The organism is Phocaeicola coprophilus DSM 18228 = JCM 13818, assembly GCF_000157915.1.
GTDB classification, from domain to species: domain Bacteria; phylum Bacteroidota; class Bacteroidia; order Bacteroidales; family Bacteroidaceae; genus Phocaeicola; species Phocaeicola coprophilus.
The window spans coordinates 39,992-56,780 of record NZ_EQ973632.1; the positions used below are offsets into that span (position 1 = coordinate 39,992).

A 16,789-nucleotide genomic window follows, 5' to 3' on the forward strand; every position below is an offset into this window, starting at 1 on the left:
GCTGTTTTTGTCATAGTTGTATAATGTTTAAATCTATGTATATGTAACAAGTGAAGACTGAAAATGTTCATCTTCTTGTTTTTTTTGAAGGTTATATAATGTGAAACTGATTTTTTTTATTTACTTTGCGCCCGTAAGAAAAATGACAGATAGATTATTACAACCTATGGAACGTAAATTGAAAGATTATGCTGTCCTCGCCCTGAAGGGAATGGGTATGGGAGCTGCCGATGTCGTTCCCGGAGTATCGGGGGGAACCATTGCGTTTATTGTCGGCATTTACGATGAACTGATTGATTCAATAAAAAGTATTAACGGGAAAAGCCTAAAACTTTTGTTTACCGGCAAATGGGTCGCTTTCTGGAAAGCAATCAATGCCAGCTTCCTTTTCTCCATTCTTCTGGGAATAGGTATCAGTGTCTTTTCGCTGGCCAAGCTGATCACCTGGCTGCTGACGGATCATCCCATTCTGGTGTGGTCTTTCTTTTTCGGTCTGGTTCTGGCTTCCACCTGGTTTGTATCGAAAGACATCAAGGAATGGAACTGGAAGACGATTCTCGGTTTTGTTCTGGGAGCAGCCCTGGCTTATTATATCACAGTTGCTACGCCGGCAGAAACACCTTCCAACCTGCTGTTTATATTTTTGTGTGGAGCCATTGCCATTTGTGCCATGATTCTTCCGGGAATTTCGGGCAGCTTTATTCTGGTATTGCTGGGTAAGTATTTCTTTATTATGGATGCAGTCAAGACATTGGATCTGGTAATTATTGTCGTATTTGCTTGCGGAGCCTGTCTTGGAATCACGATGTTTTCACGGGTTCTTTCGTATGCCCTGAAGCATTTCCGTAACATCACTCTGGCTGTGCTGAGCGGTTTCATGCTGGGATCGTTGAATAAGGTATGGCCCTGGAAAGAAACGCTGGAAACCTATGTGGACAGTCATGGAGTGGTAAAACCGCTTGTAGAGGCGAATGTCATGCCGGGTGAATATGTGTGGGAAGCCATTGTTCTGATGTTGGTCGGATTCTTCCTGGTATATTTCCTGGAGAAGCTTTCTTCTGCAAAGACAGCAAAAGCCTGATCATTTATTCTATAAAATAAGAAACCGCCGCAGAGTAACGGATGTCCGTGATGAGGACAAAGTTCGTTTGCTCTGCGGCGGTTTTTGTCTGGGCTTTATTTATCCAGCTGACGAATCAGATCAGGGTTGCTGCTGATGTTGTTGAAAATGTTCATGGCAACTTCCTTGAACATTTCATTCTGTTCACCCATGTTCATGATACCGGCAACTAATTCTCTGGGGGCCTGCAGATATCCTTTGGCGATGTCCTCTGTCATCTTTTGGAGATCGTCCTGAAGGTAATGCAGGAAAGCCAGATAGCCATAGTATTCTTTGATCTTTTCCGGGTATTCTTTTTCCAGACGGGCGTAGTTTCTGGCCGCTTCGTCAATGTATTCATACCGTAGCAGGGTAGAAGCAATGAGTCCCAGCATTTCGTCCTTGTTCGGGTCAAGAGCTTCAGCGTGTGCGAATTCGGTTTGAGCACTTTTCAGATCATTCTGTACAAGGTAATATTCGCCGTATGTCAGGTAAAGCCGGGGGAATTGCGGATCGCAGATTCTTCCTGCTTCCAGGTCCTTGAGACAAGCTTCTGTGTCACAAATGGCCAGCGAGCAAAGCGCACGTTGCTCGTAATAATAGGCTTTTTCATATTCCGGAATATCGGGATGCTCCAGCAGGGCTGTCAGATAATCTGCAGCTGCAGGGAAAAGCATAAGTCCCATATAGCATTGTGCGATGACAATCCATAATCTGGGCTTGTTGTTATAAAGCTTGTCGGCTTTCAGAAAGTATTTCAAGGCTTTTTCTATGTCTCCTGACTGCATGTAGCAGAAACCTTTCAGCTCCAGTGCTTCCGGAATGTTTTCGTTGATGGCCAGAGCGAAGTCGACAGCTTCAAAAGCCTTTTCGATGTCTTCCAGTTGGAGGTAACACTTGGTCAGTTCAACCCAGCAGTATGTTTCGTAGGGATATTCGTCCAGAATCTTCTTGTACCATTCGATTGTTTTTTCTAACTCACCTGTAGCCTGACAGTAGTCAGCCATGCTTGTCAGTACTTCGATACTTTTCGAATCTTTCTGATACGCTTTTTGCAGGAATGGTTTTGCCTGGGCATAAAGGTGTGCGTCCATATAGACATCGGAAATGTCAAGTAAGGCTTCGACACTCTCATCTTCCTCTTTCATCAGCTTTTCGATGAACAGCTGAGCTTTGTCGGTTTGTCCTTGCTCCAGCAGAATGCTGATTCTTAAGAGACGTACTTCGTAGTCTGTCTGATCTGGCAGACTGTCGAGCAGGCGGATTGCTTCATCCGTTTTGCCCTGGGCCAGAAGTGTGTTACATTCATAGATGCAGATATCCAGATCGTCCGGATGCAGTTGCTTGGCATATGCTATTGCCTGTTCTGCTTTTTTAGGTTTTCCCTGGCTGGCGTAATACTCGGCCAGGCAGGTCAGGTCGTTACTGTCGAAATAGACAGATTTGCCTTGTTCAATCATTTCTTCAAATTGTTTCAGCAGTTCCTGAAATTTTGGTGTCAGAAATGAAGAATAAAAGTTATTCATGGAATTAAATGGAAAATATGTTCAAGGACTGGCGGGGAATACTTGTGAGTGATTCGGCCAGTCCTTGAACGTGTATATTAGAATTAATTATTTATTAATCTTGCTCCAGGTGTCTTTCAGCGATACGGTACGGTTGAATATCAGGTGTTCAGCGGTAGAATCTTTGTCGACATTGAAATAGCCGATACGCTGGAACTGCAGATAATCCAGAGGCTTGGCATCAGCCAGGAATTTTTCAACGTAACATTCATTGAGAACTTTCAGTGAATCGGGGTTGATCATTTCCTTCATGGCTTCCAGCGGTGAGCAGTTCTTGGCTTCGCGGATGGCAGCCATTTCGTCACGCGGATTTTCAACTTTCCAGAGACGGTCGTACAGGCGTACTTCCGCTTTCAGGCAATGGTTGCAGCTTACCCAGTGGAGTGTACCTTTTACCTTGCGGTTAGCTTCCGGCATACCGCTCTTGGTGTTCGGATCATATTCAGCATACACTTCGATGATGTTTCCGTTTTCGTCTTTCTTGCATCCGGTACATTTCACGATGTAAGCGTTTTTCAGGCGGACTTCCTGTCCCGGGGTCATGCGGAAGTATTTCTTGGGTGCATCTTCCATGAAATCTTCGCGTTCCATCCAGAGTTCGCGGCTGAATTCGATGGTATGGCTGCCTGCATTCGGATCTTCCGGATTGTTGATGGCTTCCATTTCTTCCACTTTTCCTTCCGGATAGTTGGTCAGGATCAGTTTTACCGGATTCAGGACGGCTGATACACGGGTTGCACGTGCGTTCAGGTCTTCGCGGACAGCGCTTTCCAGCAGGGCAAAATCATTCAGTGCATCATAGGTTGTGTAACCGATTTTGTCGATGAACTTACGGATAGACTCGGGTGAGTAACCGCGGCGACGGAATGCACAGATGGTCGGCATTCGGGGGTCATCCCATCCGTCTACCAGTCCTTCTTTCACGAGAGTCAGCAGGTTACGCTTGCTCATCAGTGTATAGCTGAGGTTCAGCTTGTTGAATTCATACTGGTGAGGACGGTTGTCATCCAGGTCCTTTCCTTCTTTTACCCAGTCAACGAAAAGGTCATACAAGGGGCGGTGAACGACAAATTCAAGTGTACACAATGAGTGAGTAACTCCCTCGAAGTAATCACTCTGTCCATGAGCAAAGTCGTACATCGGATAAGCCTTCCAGTGATCACCTGTACGGTGATGAGGTGTTTTTACGACACGATAAATGATCGGGTCGCGGAAGTGCATGTTAGGATTGGCCATGTCAATCTTGGCACGAAGCACCATTTTTCCTTCTTCGATTTCGCCGCTGTTCATTTTCAGGAACAGATCCATGCTTTCTTCAACAGGACGGTTCCGGTAAGGGCTTTCCACACCCGGCTGGGTAGGAGTACCCTTCTGTGCTGCGATTTCTTCTGAAGTTTGTTCGTCAACGTATGCTTTTCCTTCCTTGATCAGACGGATGGCAAAATCCCACAGCTGCTGGAAGTAATCGGATGCGTAATATTCATTTCCCCACTGGAAGCCCAGCCATTTAATGTCTTCCTTGATGGCTTCTACATATTCTACATCTTCCTTGGTCGGGTTGGTATCATCGAAACGAAGGTTGCATACGCCTCCATAGCGCTGGGCTATTCCGAAATCCAGACAAATAGCCTTGGCATGTCCGATGTGCAGGTATCCATTCGGTTCAGGCGGGAAGCGAGTTTGTATTCTTCCTCCGTTCTTGCCTTCTTTTAAGTCTTTCTCTACAATCTGTTCTATGAAGTTCAGGCTTTTCTTTTCTGAACTTTCCGGTATGTTCATTTCAGTCATAGTGGTTTGTTTTACACTTTTCTTTGCAAAAGTAATCATTCTCGGATAAAATACCACATTATTATATAGGAATATCAACGGCTGGTATGAATTTAAAAGGGAAAAAGCAGAGGATTATTCCGTTTTTGAGAAAAATATTATAACTTTGCAAACATTATAAGGTGAGCCGTTAATAAAGGCTAATAATAAAATATGAAAGAAAAACGCAAAATGTGTTTTATGACATGTTTTTTTATTTGGCCAGTTGAAAAAAAGGCTGCACCTTTGTGGCGTTATCCTGAAAACAATCTTTTTACCTTAGAAAAAAAACTAATACCTATTGAAAACTTTTAAAAAAGGTTCGTTGTGAAACGAGCCTTTTTTTATGCTTGTATGGTTGGAATGAGCCTTGTATCAATTCCGCAGACTGCTATAATTTTGGAGATTATAATCAGGATGTCAAGAAGAAACAGATCATGCCACGGGCTGTTTCCCGACTAATGGGTTTTGTTCCATGACTTATTCCTTTAGATGAAAGAGTATGACGGTTGGATTACTGTCGCTGTCATTTTTAAGATTTGTATATACATTGTATTTTTCACCTAATATTTCTTCTGTTATGCAGGTTAAGTTCCTCCAGCCTCTGGTAAATGGCTGGTCGTAATATATAAATGTATTGTCTGTATATGTACAAGTATGAAATATTGTATTTTCCTTTGTCCTTTTGAAAACCCAGTTCTTATGGTTCGTTTTATCATGGAATACATGTAGGAAACTGTTGTTGTATTCCATCAGTGCTATTTTAAAACGGTTGGATTCGCATGATGTATAGATAAATTGCTTTAAAGGTTTCCCTTTTCCTACATAATCTGTCAGGACGGATTTGTCGTTGGGGTTGTATGTAATTCGACTTGTCAGTTTCTTTATATTCTGTTCGCTGTTGTTATTGTCTTTAAAATCCCAGCTCCATGAGGGTATTAAACCTTCCTGGGTTATTTTATAAATCTGATTATCAAATAGAGAAACATTCATGATGGAATCATTATATATGGATGTTCTTTTGATCGGGAAGAAAGCATTCATTCTTTCATATGAATGAAAACACTGATATGTGCCGTCAGACAGGGAATAATATAAGATATCTCCTGATACTGAAATGATTATAATGGAATTTCCTCTGACGTAAATTTCGTTGTATGATTCCAGCACATGGGGTAATTTGATTTTTTGTTTAAAAACTCCCTTGTTGCTGTATTGATATATATTGCCCCAGGGTTCCAGTAAAAATATTTCACCTGTCTCAGAAACAGAGAAATGTTCTATATGTTGATATTCTTCAGGTCCATTCCCTTTGTCTGAAATCTTGAAAAGATAGCTTCCGTTTGTTTTGAAACAGAAAAAAGCAGATTGCAGCATGTCATAGATATAAAGGGTATCCTTTTTCTTTTCTATTTGATTGATCGTAGCAATCAAGCATGAATCAGATGTATGTAAGGGTACAACGGTGATGGAATCTGTCAAGTCGAATACGGATGTCTCTGTTCTTTCTTCCAGATCAATTGTTATTCTTTTTTCGTTTCCTTGAATGTTTTTTTCACAGCATTGGACGGATAGGAAAGCCAGTATTATTATTGTCAGATATTTTATGGTGTTCATAGATTTAAATTTAGTATAACCTTAATACCGTGAAGATATAAATAAAATCGGGATAAATCACACCTTCGGGTGGAATTTCCCCTGTTTGAAAAAAACTTGTTCCGTAAGTGCTGTCGGGGCAGAAAAATCCGTATATTTGAAACTTGTTTATCGAAAAAACTGTTGAAGATTCAAAACACAGACGAGCAATATGGCACAACCCTTGGCTGAACGTATGCGTCCGAAGACGCTGGACGATTATATTGGACAGAAGCATTTGGTAGGTGAGGGAGCGGTACTGCGCAAGATGATTGATGCAGGCCGAATCTCCTCTTTTATCCTTTGGGGGCCTCCGGGAGTGGGGAAGACCACGCTGGCTCAAATTATAGCCAACCGGCTGGAAACTCCTTTTTATACATTGAGTGCGGTGACATCGGGCGTAAAGGATGTGCGCGATGTTATTGACAAGGCACGCAGCAATCGTTTCTTTTCCCAGCAAAGCCCTATTTTATTTATAGACGAAATTCACCGTTTCAGCAAGTCTCAGCAGGATTCTCTGCTGGGAGCCGTAGAAACGGGAGTGGTAACTTTGATTGGAGCAACAACGGAGAATCCTTCCTTTGAGGTGATTCGTCCTTTGCTCTCCCGCTGTCAGCTTTATGTGCTGAAATCTCTGGAGAAAGAGGATTTGCTGGAACTGCTCCGGCATACACTGGAACGCGATGCACTGATGAAGGAGAAGCAGGTGGAACTCAGAGAAACGGATGCCATGCTCCGTTATTCCGGAGGGGATGCCCGCAAGCTGTTGAATATCCTGGAACTGGTGGTGGAAGCCGATACGGAAGTTCCTGTAGTTATTACTGATGAGAAGGTTGTGGAACGGTTGCAGCAGAATCCTCTGGCTTACGACAAGGACGGGGAAATGCATTATGATATTATTTCTGCCTTCATCAAGTCTATTCGGGGAAGTGATCCGGACGGTGCCCTTTATTGGCTGGCCCGTATGGTGGAAGGTGGGGAAGATCCGGCCTTTATAGCCCGGCGTCTGGTGATCTCTGCGTCTGAAGATATCGGTCTGGCCAATCCGAATGCCTTGCTGCTGGCCAATGCAGCCTTTGATGCAGTGATGAAGATCGGATGGCCCGAAGGACGTATTCCTTTGGCTGAGGCTACGGTCTATCTGGCCACCAGTCCGAAGAGCAATTCGGCTTATGAGGGAATCAATACTGCGCTGGATCTGGTCCGTCGTACAGGTAATCTTCCTGTTCCTTTGCATCTTCGGAATGCTCCGACCAAGCTGATGAAGCAGCTGGGGTATGGAAAAGACTATAAATATGCCCATGCATATGAAGGGCATTTCGTAAAGCAGCAGTTTTTGCCCGACGAAGTGCAGCATGAGCGTTTGTGGCATGCACAGGATAATCCGGCCGAGACGAAACTGAAGGAGCGGATGATCAACCTGTGGGGAGAACGTTTTGGTAAATAAGATACATATATATTATAAAGGTGTAAGATGAAGATTGTTGTATTGGATGGATATGCACTGAATCCCGGAGATTTGTCGTGGGAAGACTGGAAGCCGTTGGGAGAACTGGTCGTATACGATCGCACTTCGCCTGATGAGCTGCTGAGTCGTGCAGGAGATGCGGAGGTGCTGCTTACCAACAAGACCGTACTGGGGGAAGCTGAGATAGAGGCTTTGCCGGCGCTGCAATACATCGGTGTGCTGGCTACCGGTTATAATGTTGTTGACTTGCAGGCTGCACGCAAACGGGGAATTATGGTGACCAATATTCCGGCATACAGCACGGAATCGGTGGCGCAGATGGTTTTTGCCCATATCCTGAACATATCCCAGCGGGTTGGGCATTATGCAGAAGAAGTTCATACAGGTGTATGGAGCCGGCAGGCTGATTTCTGTTATTGGAATACCCCGTTGCTGGAACTGGCAGGGAAACGGCTCGGAATTGTCGGACTGGGGCACACCGGACAGGCTGTTGCACGGATTGCACTCGGCTTTGGCATGCAGGCCTGTGCCTGTACCAGTAAGCCTGCCGGACAACTTCTGCCGGGAGTGGAAAAGGCTGTTTCAGTGGAGGAGCTATTTTCCTCGTGTGATATCGTGAGTCTTCATTGTCCTTTGACACCCGATACGGCAGAAATGGTCAATGAATCCCGGCTTTCCCGGATGAAGAGGGGAGCGATTCTGATCAATACAGCCCGTGGAGGCCTGGTGAATGAAGCCGATCTGGCCAAAGCGTTGAAGGAAGGACGTTTGTTGGGAGCCGGTCTGGATGTGCTTTCAACGGAACCTCCCCGTCCGGACAATCCTTTGCTGGGAATACCCAACTGTTATATTACCCCTCATATTGCTTGGGCTACCCGCGAAGCCCGGATGAGGCTCATGCGCCAGGCTGTGGAGAACCTGAAGGCGTGGAAAAGTGGAAAAACAATTAATAATGTAATAAAATAATGACTAAAGAAGAAAGAATAGAAAAGGCCGTTTCTTTGTTTAAGGAAGGATACAATTGTTCTCAGTCGGTAGTGGCTGCTTATGCCGATCTGTACGGATTTACCCGGGAACAGGCGCTTCATATGGCAGCTTCTTTCGGAGGAGGAATCGGACGTATGCGCGAGACTTGCGGAGCAGCTTGCGGCATGTTCTTGCTGGCCGGACTGGAGCGCTGTGCTGTTGAAGGCTCTGACCGTGAAGGAAAAGGAGCAAATTATGCTTTGGTGCAGGAACTGGCTGCCCGTTTTAAGGAGAAGACCGGTTCGATCCGTTGTGCCGACCTGTTGGGGCTGACTTCCAAAGACCGGATCGTATCTACTCCGGAAGAGCGTACGGCTCAGTATTATGCCAAGCGTCCCTGTGTGGAAATGGTGCGGCTGGCAGCAACGATTTGGGGAGATTTCCTGGAAAAAGAGCATAAATTGTAATAAAGTATAAACATTTTCTGTCTGAAAACGATGTTTTTCATTGTTTGAAGTGCGAAGCTATTGTTTTTTTGTGTAATTTTGTCTGGCAAAATAAGAAAAAGAATGCGATAAGCTTCTATTATTGATGTTTTTATAAAAGCAAAAGATTATGTTAAAGGAAAAAGCTGGTGTGATTGCCGGGAAAATCTGGGAAACACTGAATGGATGTGATGGAAAAACGCAAAAACAAATCAAGAAAGCCACAAAATTGGTTGACAAGGATCTTTTCCTGGGCCTTGGATGGTTGTTGCGTGAAGATAAGATTGAAACAAGCGAAGTTGAAGGGGAACTTTTTGTGAAGTTGAAATAAGAAAGAGCTTAACGGTTAAGGAAGCGTTGGTGTCGTAGGAAGATCACTGACGCTTTTTTTGTTTCTGTACCTTTGCGGAGACGGAATTTTCTGCTTGCAGTCAGAATAACGAAAAGACAAGACATGCTGATCTTTCAGACAAAAGAATTGTTTCGTCTGGAGAAAACTTTTGTATCGTGCTGGTGAAACAAAAGTTTCTTGCTGATGAAACAAAAGTTTTCTGCTGGAGAAACTGAAAGTTTCTGCTACTGGAACAAAAAGTTTCTCTAGGTGGAACAGCCGGATCGGACTGATAACCGGGGTGATTCGTGCAGTCGTTGGAGCGGAAGAATCCTTTCGTGTATGCTCCGGAATAGGGACATCGGGGATGCCGGAAATAAATTTGTGGATTTTAAATAATATATCTATCTTTGCAAGCTAGACGGACTAGTTAAAAAATATATGAAGAATATTCGCAATTTCTGTATTATAGCTCATATCGACCATGGAAAGTCAACATTGGCTGACCGTTTGTTGGAGTATACGAATACCATTAAAGTAACGGAAGGCCAGATGCTGGATGATATGGATCTGGAGCGTGAGCGTGGTATAACGATCAAGAGTCATGCCATTCAGATGGAATACACTTATAAGGGTGAAAAATATGTGCTGAATCTGATCGACACTCCGGGACATGTGGACTTTTCGTACGAAGTATCGCGTTCGATCGCTGCCTGTGAAGGAGCCTTGTTGGTGGTAGATGCTTCGCAGGGTGTGCAGGCGCAGACCATTTCTAACCTGTATATGGCTTTGGAACATGATCTGGAGATTATTCCGGTGATGAATAAATGTGACATGGCCAGTGCAATGCCCGAGGAAGTGGAAGATGAAATCATCGACCTGCTTGGCTGCAAGCGGGAGGATATCATCCGCGCATCCGGAAAAACGGGTATGGGCGTAGAGGAAATTCTGCAGGCTGTTGTGGAACGGATTCCGCATCCGACGGGTGATGAAGATGCTCCGTTGCAGGCCCTGATTTTCGACTCGGTCTTCAATTCATTCCGCGGAATCATTGCTTATTTCAAGGTGGTGAACGGAGTGATCCGTACAGGAGATAAGGTGAAGTTCTTCAATACCGGTAAGGAATATGATGCAGACGAAGTCGGTGTGCTGAAGATGGATATGATGCCCCGAAAGGAACTCCGTACGGGGGATGTAGGATATATCATTTCGGGTATCAAGACTTCGCGTGAGGTGAAGGTGGGGGATACGATCACTCACATTGCCCGTCCCTGCGAGAAAGCCATTGAAGGATTTGAGGAAGTGAAGCCGATGGTGTTTGCCGGAGTTTATCCGATTGAGGCCGAGGATTATGAAAACCTCCGTGCTTCCTTGGAAAAACTTCAGCTGAACGATGCTTCGCTGACTTTCCAGCCGGAGTCTTCTCTGGCGCTGGGCTTTGGTTTCCGTTGCGGATTCCTGGGTTTGCTTCACATGGAGATTGTTCAGGAACGTCTGGACCGCGAATTTGACATGAACGTGATCACTACGGTGCCGAACGTTTCCTATATGATTTATGACAAGCAGGGAGGTGTGCAGGAAGTGCACAATCCGGGCGGTATGCCGGATCCGACTTTGATTGATCACATTGAGGAACCTTATATTGATGCTTCGATCATTACGACGACTGATTATATCGGACCGATCATGACCCTCTGTCTGGGCAAGCGTGGAGAACTGGTTCGTCAGGACTATATTTCAGGAAACCGTGTGGAACTGCATTATAAGATGCCGCTCGGCGAAATCGTGATTGACTTCTATGACAAGCTGAAGAGCATTTCGAAGGGATATGCATCGTTTGATTATCACCAGTCCGGATTCCGTCCTTCGAAGCTGGTCAAGCTGGATATTCTGCTCAATGGCGAATCGGTGGATGCCTTGTCTACACTGACTCACTTCGACAATGCTTACGATCTGGGACGACGCATGTGTGAGAAACTGAAAGAACTGATTCCCCGCCAGCAGTTTGAAATTGCTATTCAGGCGGCTATCGGAGCAAAGATTATCGCCCGCGAAACAATCAAGGCTGTGCGTAAGGATGTGACGGCCAAATGTTATGGTGGTGATGTGAGCCGTAAACGTAAACTGCTTGAAAAACAGAAGAAAGGAAAGAAACGTATGAAACAGATCGGAACTGTGGAAGTTCCGCAGAAGGCGTTCCTGGCCGTATTGAAGCTGGACTAACAAGCAGAAAAAAGATAGGAAAGAGAAGGTGTAAGTCTTGCATCTTCTCTTTTTTTTGAATTTTTTAATGAGAAAAACCGGACTAATGCTATCATATAAACAATTTTTATAGTACATTTGCCGCATATTTGTAATGTGTAGTTTGCAAAAATGACCGATAAAATAAAACATCTAGGTATTGTGGAAAGCATTGACGGCTCGCGCCTGAAAGTGAGAATCTTACAGACTTCAGCCTGTTCTTCCTGCAGCGTCAAAGGGCATTGCAGTGCCTCTGAGGCTAAAGAGAAGCTGATTGATGTATACAATGTTTTGGGGCTTTCTTGTCAGTCCGGGCAGCATGTCGTGATCAGTGGTACGGTATCAATGGGGATGAAGGCTGTATTGCTGGCTTTTGTAATTCCGTTTCTGGTACTGGTTGTCAGTCTGTTTGTCTGCATGATGCTGACGAATGACGAAATGACTTCTGCTCTGATTTCCCTTTGTATGCTTATTCCTTATTACCTTATTATATATCTGTGCAGAGGAAAACTCAGCCGGACTTTTACATTTACCTTGGAATCAATAAATAATTAATAAACTAACTGATTTATGGACTTAATTTTGGTTGCAGTAATTTCGTTAGGAGCTATCGGATTGATATCCGCAGTTATTCTGTATGCGGCTTCAAAGAAATTTGCTGTGTATGAAGATCCGCGGATCGGTCAGGTAGCCGAAGTGTTGCCTCAGGCCAACTGCGGTGGATGTGGTTATCCGGGATGTTCCGGTTTCGCTGCTGCGTGCGTGAAAGCCGGTTCATTGGAAGGTAAACTGTGTCCGGTAGGTGGTCAGCCTACCATGGAGAAAGTTGCTGCCATTTTGGGATTGGAAGCTACGGCTTCAGAACCGAAAGTGGCTGTTGTCAGATGTAACGGTACGTGTGCCAACCGTCCGCGCATCACGACTTACAACGGTGTTCGTTCCTGCGCCATTGCGCATGCCACTTATGGTGGTGAAACGGGCTGTTCGTTTGGCTGTCTGGGATGTGGTGACTGTGTAAGCGCCTGCCAGTTTGATGCCATCCATATCAATCCTGAAACAGGACTTCCGGAGGTGGATGAGAATAAGTGTACGGCCTGTGGCGCATGTAGCAAGGCTTGTCCGCGCAACATCATCGAGATCCGTCCGAAGGGCAAGAACAACCGCCGTGTGGTAGTGATGTGTGTCAATAAGGACAAGGGTGCTGTAGCCAACAAGGCTTGTAGTGCAAGCTGTATCGGATGTGGCAAGTGTGTGAAAGTATGTCCGTTTGAGGCTATTACTCTGGAAAACAACCTGGCCTATATCGATCCGGCCAAATGTAAGTCTTGCCGCAAGTGCGAAATGGAGTGTCCGAAGGGTGCTATCCATGCCATTAACTTCCCGCCCCGCAAGCAGAAGACTGAAGCTCCGGCTGCAGGAGAGGCTGCACCCAAGCAGACAGTGAAACCGGCAGAAACCGCTGTACCGAAGGCACCGCAGGCTCCTGTGGCACAGCCCGAACCGGCAAAAGCTCCGGAAGCTCCCAAGGCTGAAGCGTGAGAATGAACAGAATAAGTAAAAAACTAAAAAGATATAACAGTGAAGACATTTAGAATTGGTGGAGTTCATCCAGCAGAAAATAAATTGTCAGCAGGCAAAGCTATTGAAACCCTTGCGCTTCCCAAGCAGGCGGTTTTCCCTTTGTCACAGCATATCGGTGCTCCGGCTACGGCGATCGTGAAAAAAGGAGATGTCGTAAAGGTCGGTACCAAGATTGCTGAGGCGGGAGGTTTTGTTTCGGCAGCTATCTTCTCGTCCGTATCTGGAAAGGTAAACAAGGTAGATAGTGTGATTGATGCCAGTGGCTATCGCAAACCGGCAATATTCATTGATGTAGAAGGTGATGAGTGGGAAGAAACAATCGACCGCAGCACGACACTGGTGAAGGAATGTAACCTGACTCCGGAAGAAATTGTTGCAAAGATTAAGAATGCAGGTGTTGTGGGTATGGGAGGCGCATGTTTCCCGACTCATGTCAAACTGACTCCTCCTCCGGGATGCAAGGCAGAATGTGTAATCATCAATGCTGTGGAATGTGAACCGTATCTGACAGCTGACCATCGTCTGATGCTGGAAAAGGCAGATGAGATTCTGGTGGGTGTAAGCATTCTGATGAAGGCTGCCAAAGTAACCAAAGGATATATCGGCATTGAAAACAACAAGCCTGATGCCATCAAGCTGATGACTGAAAAGGCCGCAGCTTATCCCGGTATTGAAGTAGTGCCTTTGAAAGTGAAATATCCGCAGGGAGGTGAAAAGCAGCTGATCGACGCCGTTATTGGTCGTCAGGTTCCGGCTCCTCCTGCAATTCCTATCAATGTAGGTGCCGTTGTACAGAACGTGGGAACAGCATATGCCGTTTATGAAGCTGTGCAGAAAAACAAGCCGCTGTTTGAACGCGTTGTGATCGTAACCGGAAAATCGCTGAAGAATCCTTCAAACTTCCTGACCCGTATGGGAACCCCGATGAGCCAGCTGATTGAAGCTGCCGGCGGTTTGCCCGAAGATACCGGCAAGGTGATCGGTGGTGGTCCGATGATGGGTAAGGCTCTGGCTAATATTGAAGTGCCGGTCTGCAAGGGTAGTTCCGGTGTTCTGGTCATGAACGACAAGGAAGCACGCCGTGCGGAACCTCAGCCCTGTATCCGTTGTGCCAAGTGTGTAAGCGCTTGTCCGATGGGACTGGAACCGTTCCTGCTGGCAACCTGTTCGGCTCACGGCGACTGGGAACGTGTAGAACATGAAATGATCATGTCCTGCATTGAATGCGGTTCCTGTCAGTTCACATGTCCTTCCCGTCGTCCGATGTTGGACTATATTCGTTTAGGTAAAGGTAAGGTGGGCGGAATTATCCGTGCACGTAACGCTAAAAAATAATTCAGATTATGGCAAACAAATTGATTGTATCTTTATCGCCCCATGTGCATAGCGGTGACAGCGTACAGAAAAACATGTATGGTGTAATCATCGCTTTGTTGCCCGCCTTGCTGGTATCGTTCTACATGTTCGGTCTGGGGGCTGTCATTGTCACGCTGACATCTGTCATCGCGTGTCTGTTCTTTGAGTGGGCTATTACCAAGTATATCCTGAAGCGTGAACGTACGACCATCATGGATGGTTCGGCCGCTCTGACAGGTATCCTTCTGGCATTCAACCTTCCTTCCAACCTTCCGTTGTGGATCATTATTATCGGTGCACTGGTAGCTATCGGTATCGGTAAGATGACTTTCGGCGGACTGGGCTGTAATCCTTTCAACCCGGCTCTGGTGGGACGTATTTTCCTGTTGATCTCTTTCCCGGTACAAATGACTTCCTGGCCGGTTACCGGACAGTGGGCCAGCTATACCGATGCTGAAACAGCAGCTACTCCGCTGGCGCTGATGAAGCAGGCTGTTCATGGTGACGTGAATGCCTTGAGCCAGCTGCCTGATACGATGAGCCTCTTCCTGGGCGATAATCCGGGATGTATCGGTGAAATCAGTTCTCTGGCATTGTTGCTGGGACTGGCTTACATGTTATGGAAGAAGATCATTACATGGCATATTCCGGTATCTATCCTGGTAACGGTATTTGTGTTCTCAGGTCTGATGTATCTGGCTAATCCGACAGCTTATGCTTCTCCGTTCGTACACCTGTTTACCGGTGGTCTGATGCTGGGTGCTATCTTTATGGCAACAGACTATGTCACTTCACCGATGACACACAAAGGTATGCTGATCTATGGTGTGGCTATCGGATTCCTGACTGTTGTGATCCGTCTTTTCGGTGCTTATCCGGAAGGTATGTCATTCGCTATTTTCATCATGAATGCATTTACTCCGTTGATTAACACTTATTGTAAACCTAAACGATTCGGGGAGGTAGTGAAGAAATGAAAAAGCTAGAATCATCTTTAAAGAATATGGCTCTGGCATTGACAGGCTTTTCTGTCGTAGCCGGAGGATTATTAGGCTGGGTGAACGATATTACAGCCGAACCGATTGCACAGGCTAACGCCAAAACGTTGAGTGACGCGATTGCCGTGGTGGTTCCGGGATTCGACAACAATCCTGCCGAAGCGCCCGAAACAGTGGAAGTGAATGGTGTAAGTTATAAGATCTACAAGGCTACTAAGGGCGGAGAACCCATCGGTGCTGCAGTGGAATCTTCTGCCAACGGTTTTGGAGGTGCGCTGACTGTTCTGGTTGGTTTTGACAATGACGGTAACATTATCGACTATTCATTGCTGAGCCATGCCGAAACTCCGGGACTGGGATCCAAGGCTGCTGACTGGTTCAAGAAGGGAGCCAAAGGAGATATCACCGGTAAGAATCCGGGAGAAGCAGCGCTGACTGTCAGCAAGGACGGAGGACAGATCGATGCGATTACGGCATCTACCATTACTTCACGTGCATTCCTGCTGGCTGTGAACAATGCTTATGCAGCTTATAAGAATCAGTATGTGGACAGTACAAGTGGAGCTACCTCTCAGGCTGCTTCACAGGAAGCTGAAGCTTCTGCCGCTGCTGACAGTACAAATGTTGAAAACAATTAATAGGAGAGGAGCAGACTATGAATAATTTTAAAGTATTGATGAACGGGATTGTCAAGGAGAATCCTACGTTTGTACTCCTTTTGGGTATGTGTCCTACATTGGGAACCACCTCTTCTGCCATCAATGGTATGGGAATGGGACTGGCTACCATGTTTGTATTGATCTGTTCGAATGTCGTTATTTCTCTGATTAAGAATCTGGTTCCGGACATGGTCCGTATTCCGATTTTCGTCGTAGTCATTGCGTCGTTCGTGACATTGCTTCAGATGGTGATGCAGGCATACGTCCCCGGATTGTATGCAACACTCGGTTTGTTCATCCCCTTGATTGTGGTGAACTGTATTCTGCTGGGACGTGCGGAAGCCTTCGCTGCCAAGAATAACCCGCTGGCATCGTTCTTCGATGGTCTGGGAATGGGACTTGGCTTTACGATTGCTCTGACTCTTCTGGGTGGTGTCCGTGAGTTCTTGGGAACCGGCAAGCTCTTTAACATTGCCATTATGCCTGAGGATTATGGTATGCTGATCTTCGTCCTTGCCCCCGGTGCATTTATTGTATTGGGTTACCTGATAGCAATTGTGAATCGTCTGAAAAAGGCATAATCCCTAAAAGAAAGAAGT

General features: G+C 45.8%; 16 protein-coding genes. 13 read left to right on the forward strand and 3 right to left on the reverse strand.

What is annotated here, in order from left to right; translation table 11 throughout:
- Positions 1 to 166: 166 nt before the first annotated feature.
- Entirely contained in the window at positions 167 to 1,081 is a 915-nt protein-coding gene (locus BACCOPRO_RS01785; RefSeq protein WP_040311056.1) for a DUF368 domain-containing protein, read from the forward strand.
- A gap of 95 nt (positions 1,082 to 1,176) precedes the next feature.
- Here BACCOPRO_RS01785 and BACCOPRO_RS01790 read toward each other — a convergent pair whose 3' ends face one another.
- Both BACCOPRO_RS01790 and BACCOPRO_RS01795 read right to left on the reverse strand, forming a co-directional pair.
- Entirely contained in the window at positions 1,177 to 2,559 is a 1,383-nt protein-coding gene (locus BACCOPRO_RS01790) for a tetratricopeptide repeat protein (protein WP_162231589.1), read from the reverse strand.
- A 153-nt stretch (positions 2,560 to 2,712) separates the two neighbouring features.
- Positions 2,713 to 4,452, reverse strand: coding sequence for a glutamine--tRNA ligase/YqeY domain fusion protein (locus BACCOPRO_RS01795; RefSeq protein WP_040311057.1), 1,740 nt, complete (start codon positions 4,450 to 4,452; stop codon positions 2,713 to 2,715).
- A gap of 192 nt (positions 4,453 to 4,644) precedes the next feature.
- Here BACCOPRO_RS01795 and BACCOPRO_RS17755 point away from each other — a divergent pair, with 192 nt between their 5' ends.
- The gene (locus BACCOPRO_RS17755; protein WP_022277254.1) at positions 4,645 to 4,785 is read left to right on the forward strand and encodes a hypothetical protein; all 141 of its coding nucleotides are present in this window, start codon (positions 4,645 to 4,647) and stop codon (positions 4,783 to 4,785) included.
- 165 nt (positions 4,786 to 4,950) lie between these two features.
- Here BACCOPRO_RS17755 and BACCOPRO_RS01800 read toward each other — a convergent pair whose 3' ends face one another.
- Positions 4,951 to 6,087 carry a DUF4934 domain-containing protein gene (locus BACCOPRO_RS01800; RefSeq protein WP_008140339.1) on the reverse strand — a complete coding sequence of 379 codons (1,137 nt, stop codon included), beginning with the start codon at positions 6,085 to 6,087 and terminating at the stop codon, positions 4,951 to 4,953.
- 190 nt (positions 6,088 to 6,277) lie between these two features.
- On the opposite strand from BACCOPRO_RS01800, the gene BACCOPRO_RS01805 reads away from it, so the two are divergent.
- From BACCOPRO_RS01805 to rsxE, 11 genes are all read left to right on the forward strand, one after another.
- Entirely contained in the window at positions 6,278 to 7,552 is a 1,275-nt protein-coding gene (locus BACCOPRO_RS01805; protein WP_008140342.1) for a replication-associated recombination protein A, read from the forward strand.
- A gap of 27 nt (positions 7,553 to 7,579) precedes the next feature.
- Positions 7,580 to 8,539: a D-2-hydroxyacid dehydrogenase gene (locus BACCOPRO_RS01810; RefSeq protein ID WP_008140345.1), complete on the forward strand. Its 960-nt coding sequence runs from the start codon at positions 7,580 to 7,582 to the stop codon at positions 8,537 to 8,539.
- The gene (locus BACCOPRO_RS01815; RefSeq protein WP_008140346.1) at positions 8,539 to 9,006 is read left to right on the forward strand and encodes a C-GCAxxG-C-C family protein; all 468 of its coding nucleotides are present in this window, start codon (positions 8,539 to 8,541) and stop codon (positions 9,004 to 9,006) included. Before BACCOPRO_RS01810 ends, BACCOPRO_RS01815 begins: the two co-directional genes overlap by 1 nt.
- A 148-nt stretch (positions 9,007 to 9,154) precedes the next feature.
- Positions 9,155 to 9,355: a winged helix-turn-helix domain-containing protein gene (locus BACCOPRO_RS01820; RefSeq protein WP_008140348.1), complete on the forward strand. Its 201-nt coding sequence runs from the start codon at positions 9,155 to 9,157 to the stop codon at positions 9,353 to 9,355.
- A 441-nt stretch (positions 9,356 to 9,796) separates the two neighbouring features.
- Positions 9,797 to 11,578, forward strand: a complete 1,782-nt coding sequence (lepA, locus tag BACCOPRO_RS01825; RefSeq protein ID WP_008140351.1) for a translation elongation factor 4 — start codon at positions 9,797 to 9,799, stop codon at positions 11,576 to 11,578.
- Positions 11,579 to 11,728: 150 nt separating this feature from the next.
- Positions 11,729 to 12,151 carry a SoxR reducing system RseC family protein gene (locus BACCOPRO_RS01830; protein ID WP_008140353.1) on the forward strand — a complete coding sequence of 141 codons (423 nt, stop codon included), beginning with the start codon at positions 11,729 to 11,731 and terminating at the stop codon, positions 12,149 to 12,151.
- A 15-nt stretch (positions 12,152 to 12,166) separates the two neighbouring features.
- Positions 12,167 to 13,135: a Fe-S cluster domain-containing protein gene (locus BACCOPRO_RS01835; RefSeq protein WP_008140354.1), complete on the forward strand. Its 969-nt coding sequence runs from the start codon at positions 12,167 to 12,169 to the stop codon at positions 13,133 to 13,135.
- 39 nt (positions 13,136 to 13,174) lie between these two features.
- On the forward strand, positions 13,175 to 14,512 hold the full coding sequence (gene rsxC, locus BACCOPRO_RS01840) for an electron transport complex subunit RsxC (RefSeq protein ID WP_008140355.1): 1,338 nt from the start codon (positions 13,175 to 13,177) through the stop codon (positions 14,510 to 14,512).
- 8 nt (positions 14,513 to 14,520) lie between these two features.
- On the forward strand, positions 14,521 to 15,510 hold the full coding sequence (locus BACCOPRO_RS01845) for an RnfABCDGE type electron transport complex subunit D (protein WP_008140356.1): 990 nt from the start codon (positions 14,521 to 14,523) through the stop codon (positions 15,508 to 15,510).
- On the forward strand, positions 15,507 to 16,169 hold the full coding sequence (locus BACCOPRO_RS01850; protein ID WP_008140357.1) for an RnfABCDGE type electron transport complex subunit G: 663 nt from the start codon (positions 15,507 to 15,509) through the stop codon (positions 16,167 to 16,169). The genes BACCOPRO_RS01845 and BACCOPRO_RS01850 overlap by 4 nt, the downstream gene beginning before the upstream one ends.
- 17 nt (positions 16,170 to 16,186) lie before the next feature.
- Positions 16,187 to 16,771, forward strand: coding sequence for an electron transport complex subunit RsxE (rsxE, locus tag BACCOPRO_RS01855; protein WP_008140358.1), 585 nt, complete (start codon positions 16,187 to 16,189; stop codon positions 16,769 to 16,771).
- Positions 16,772 to 16,789 lie beyond the last annotated feature (18 nt).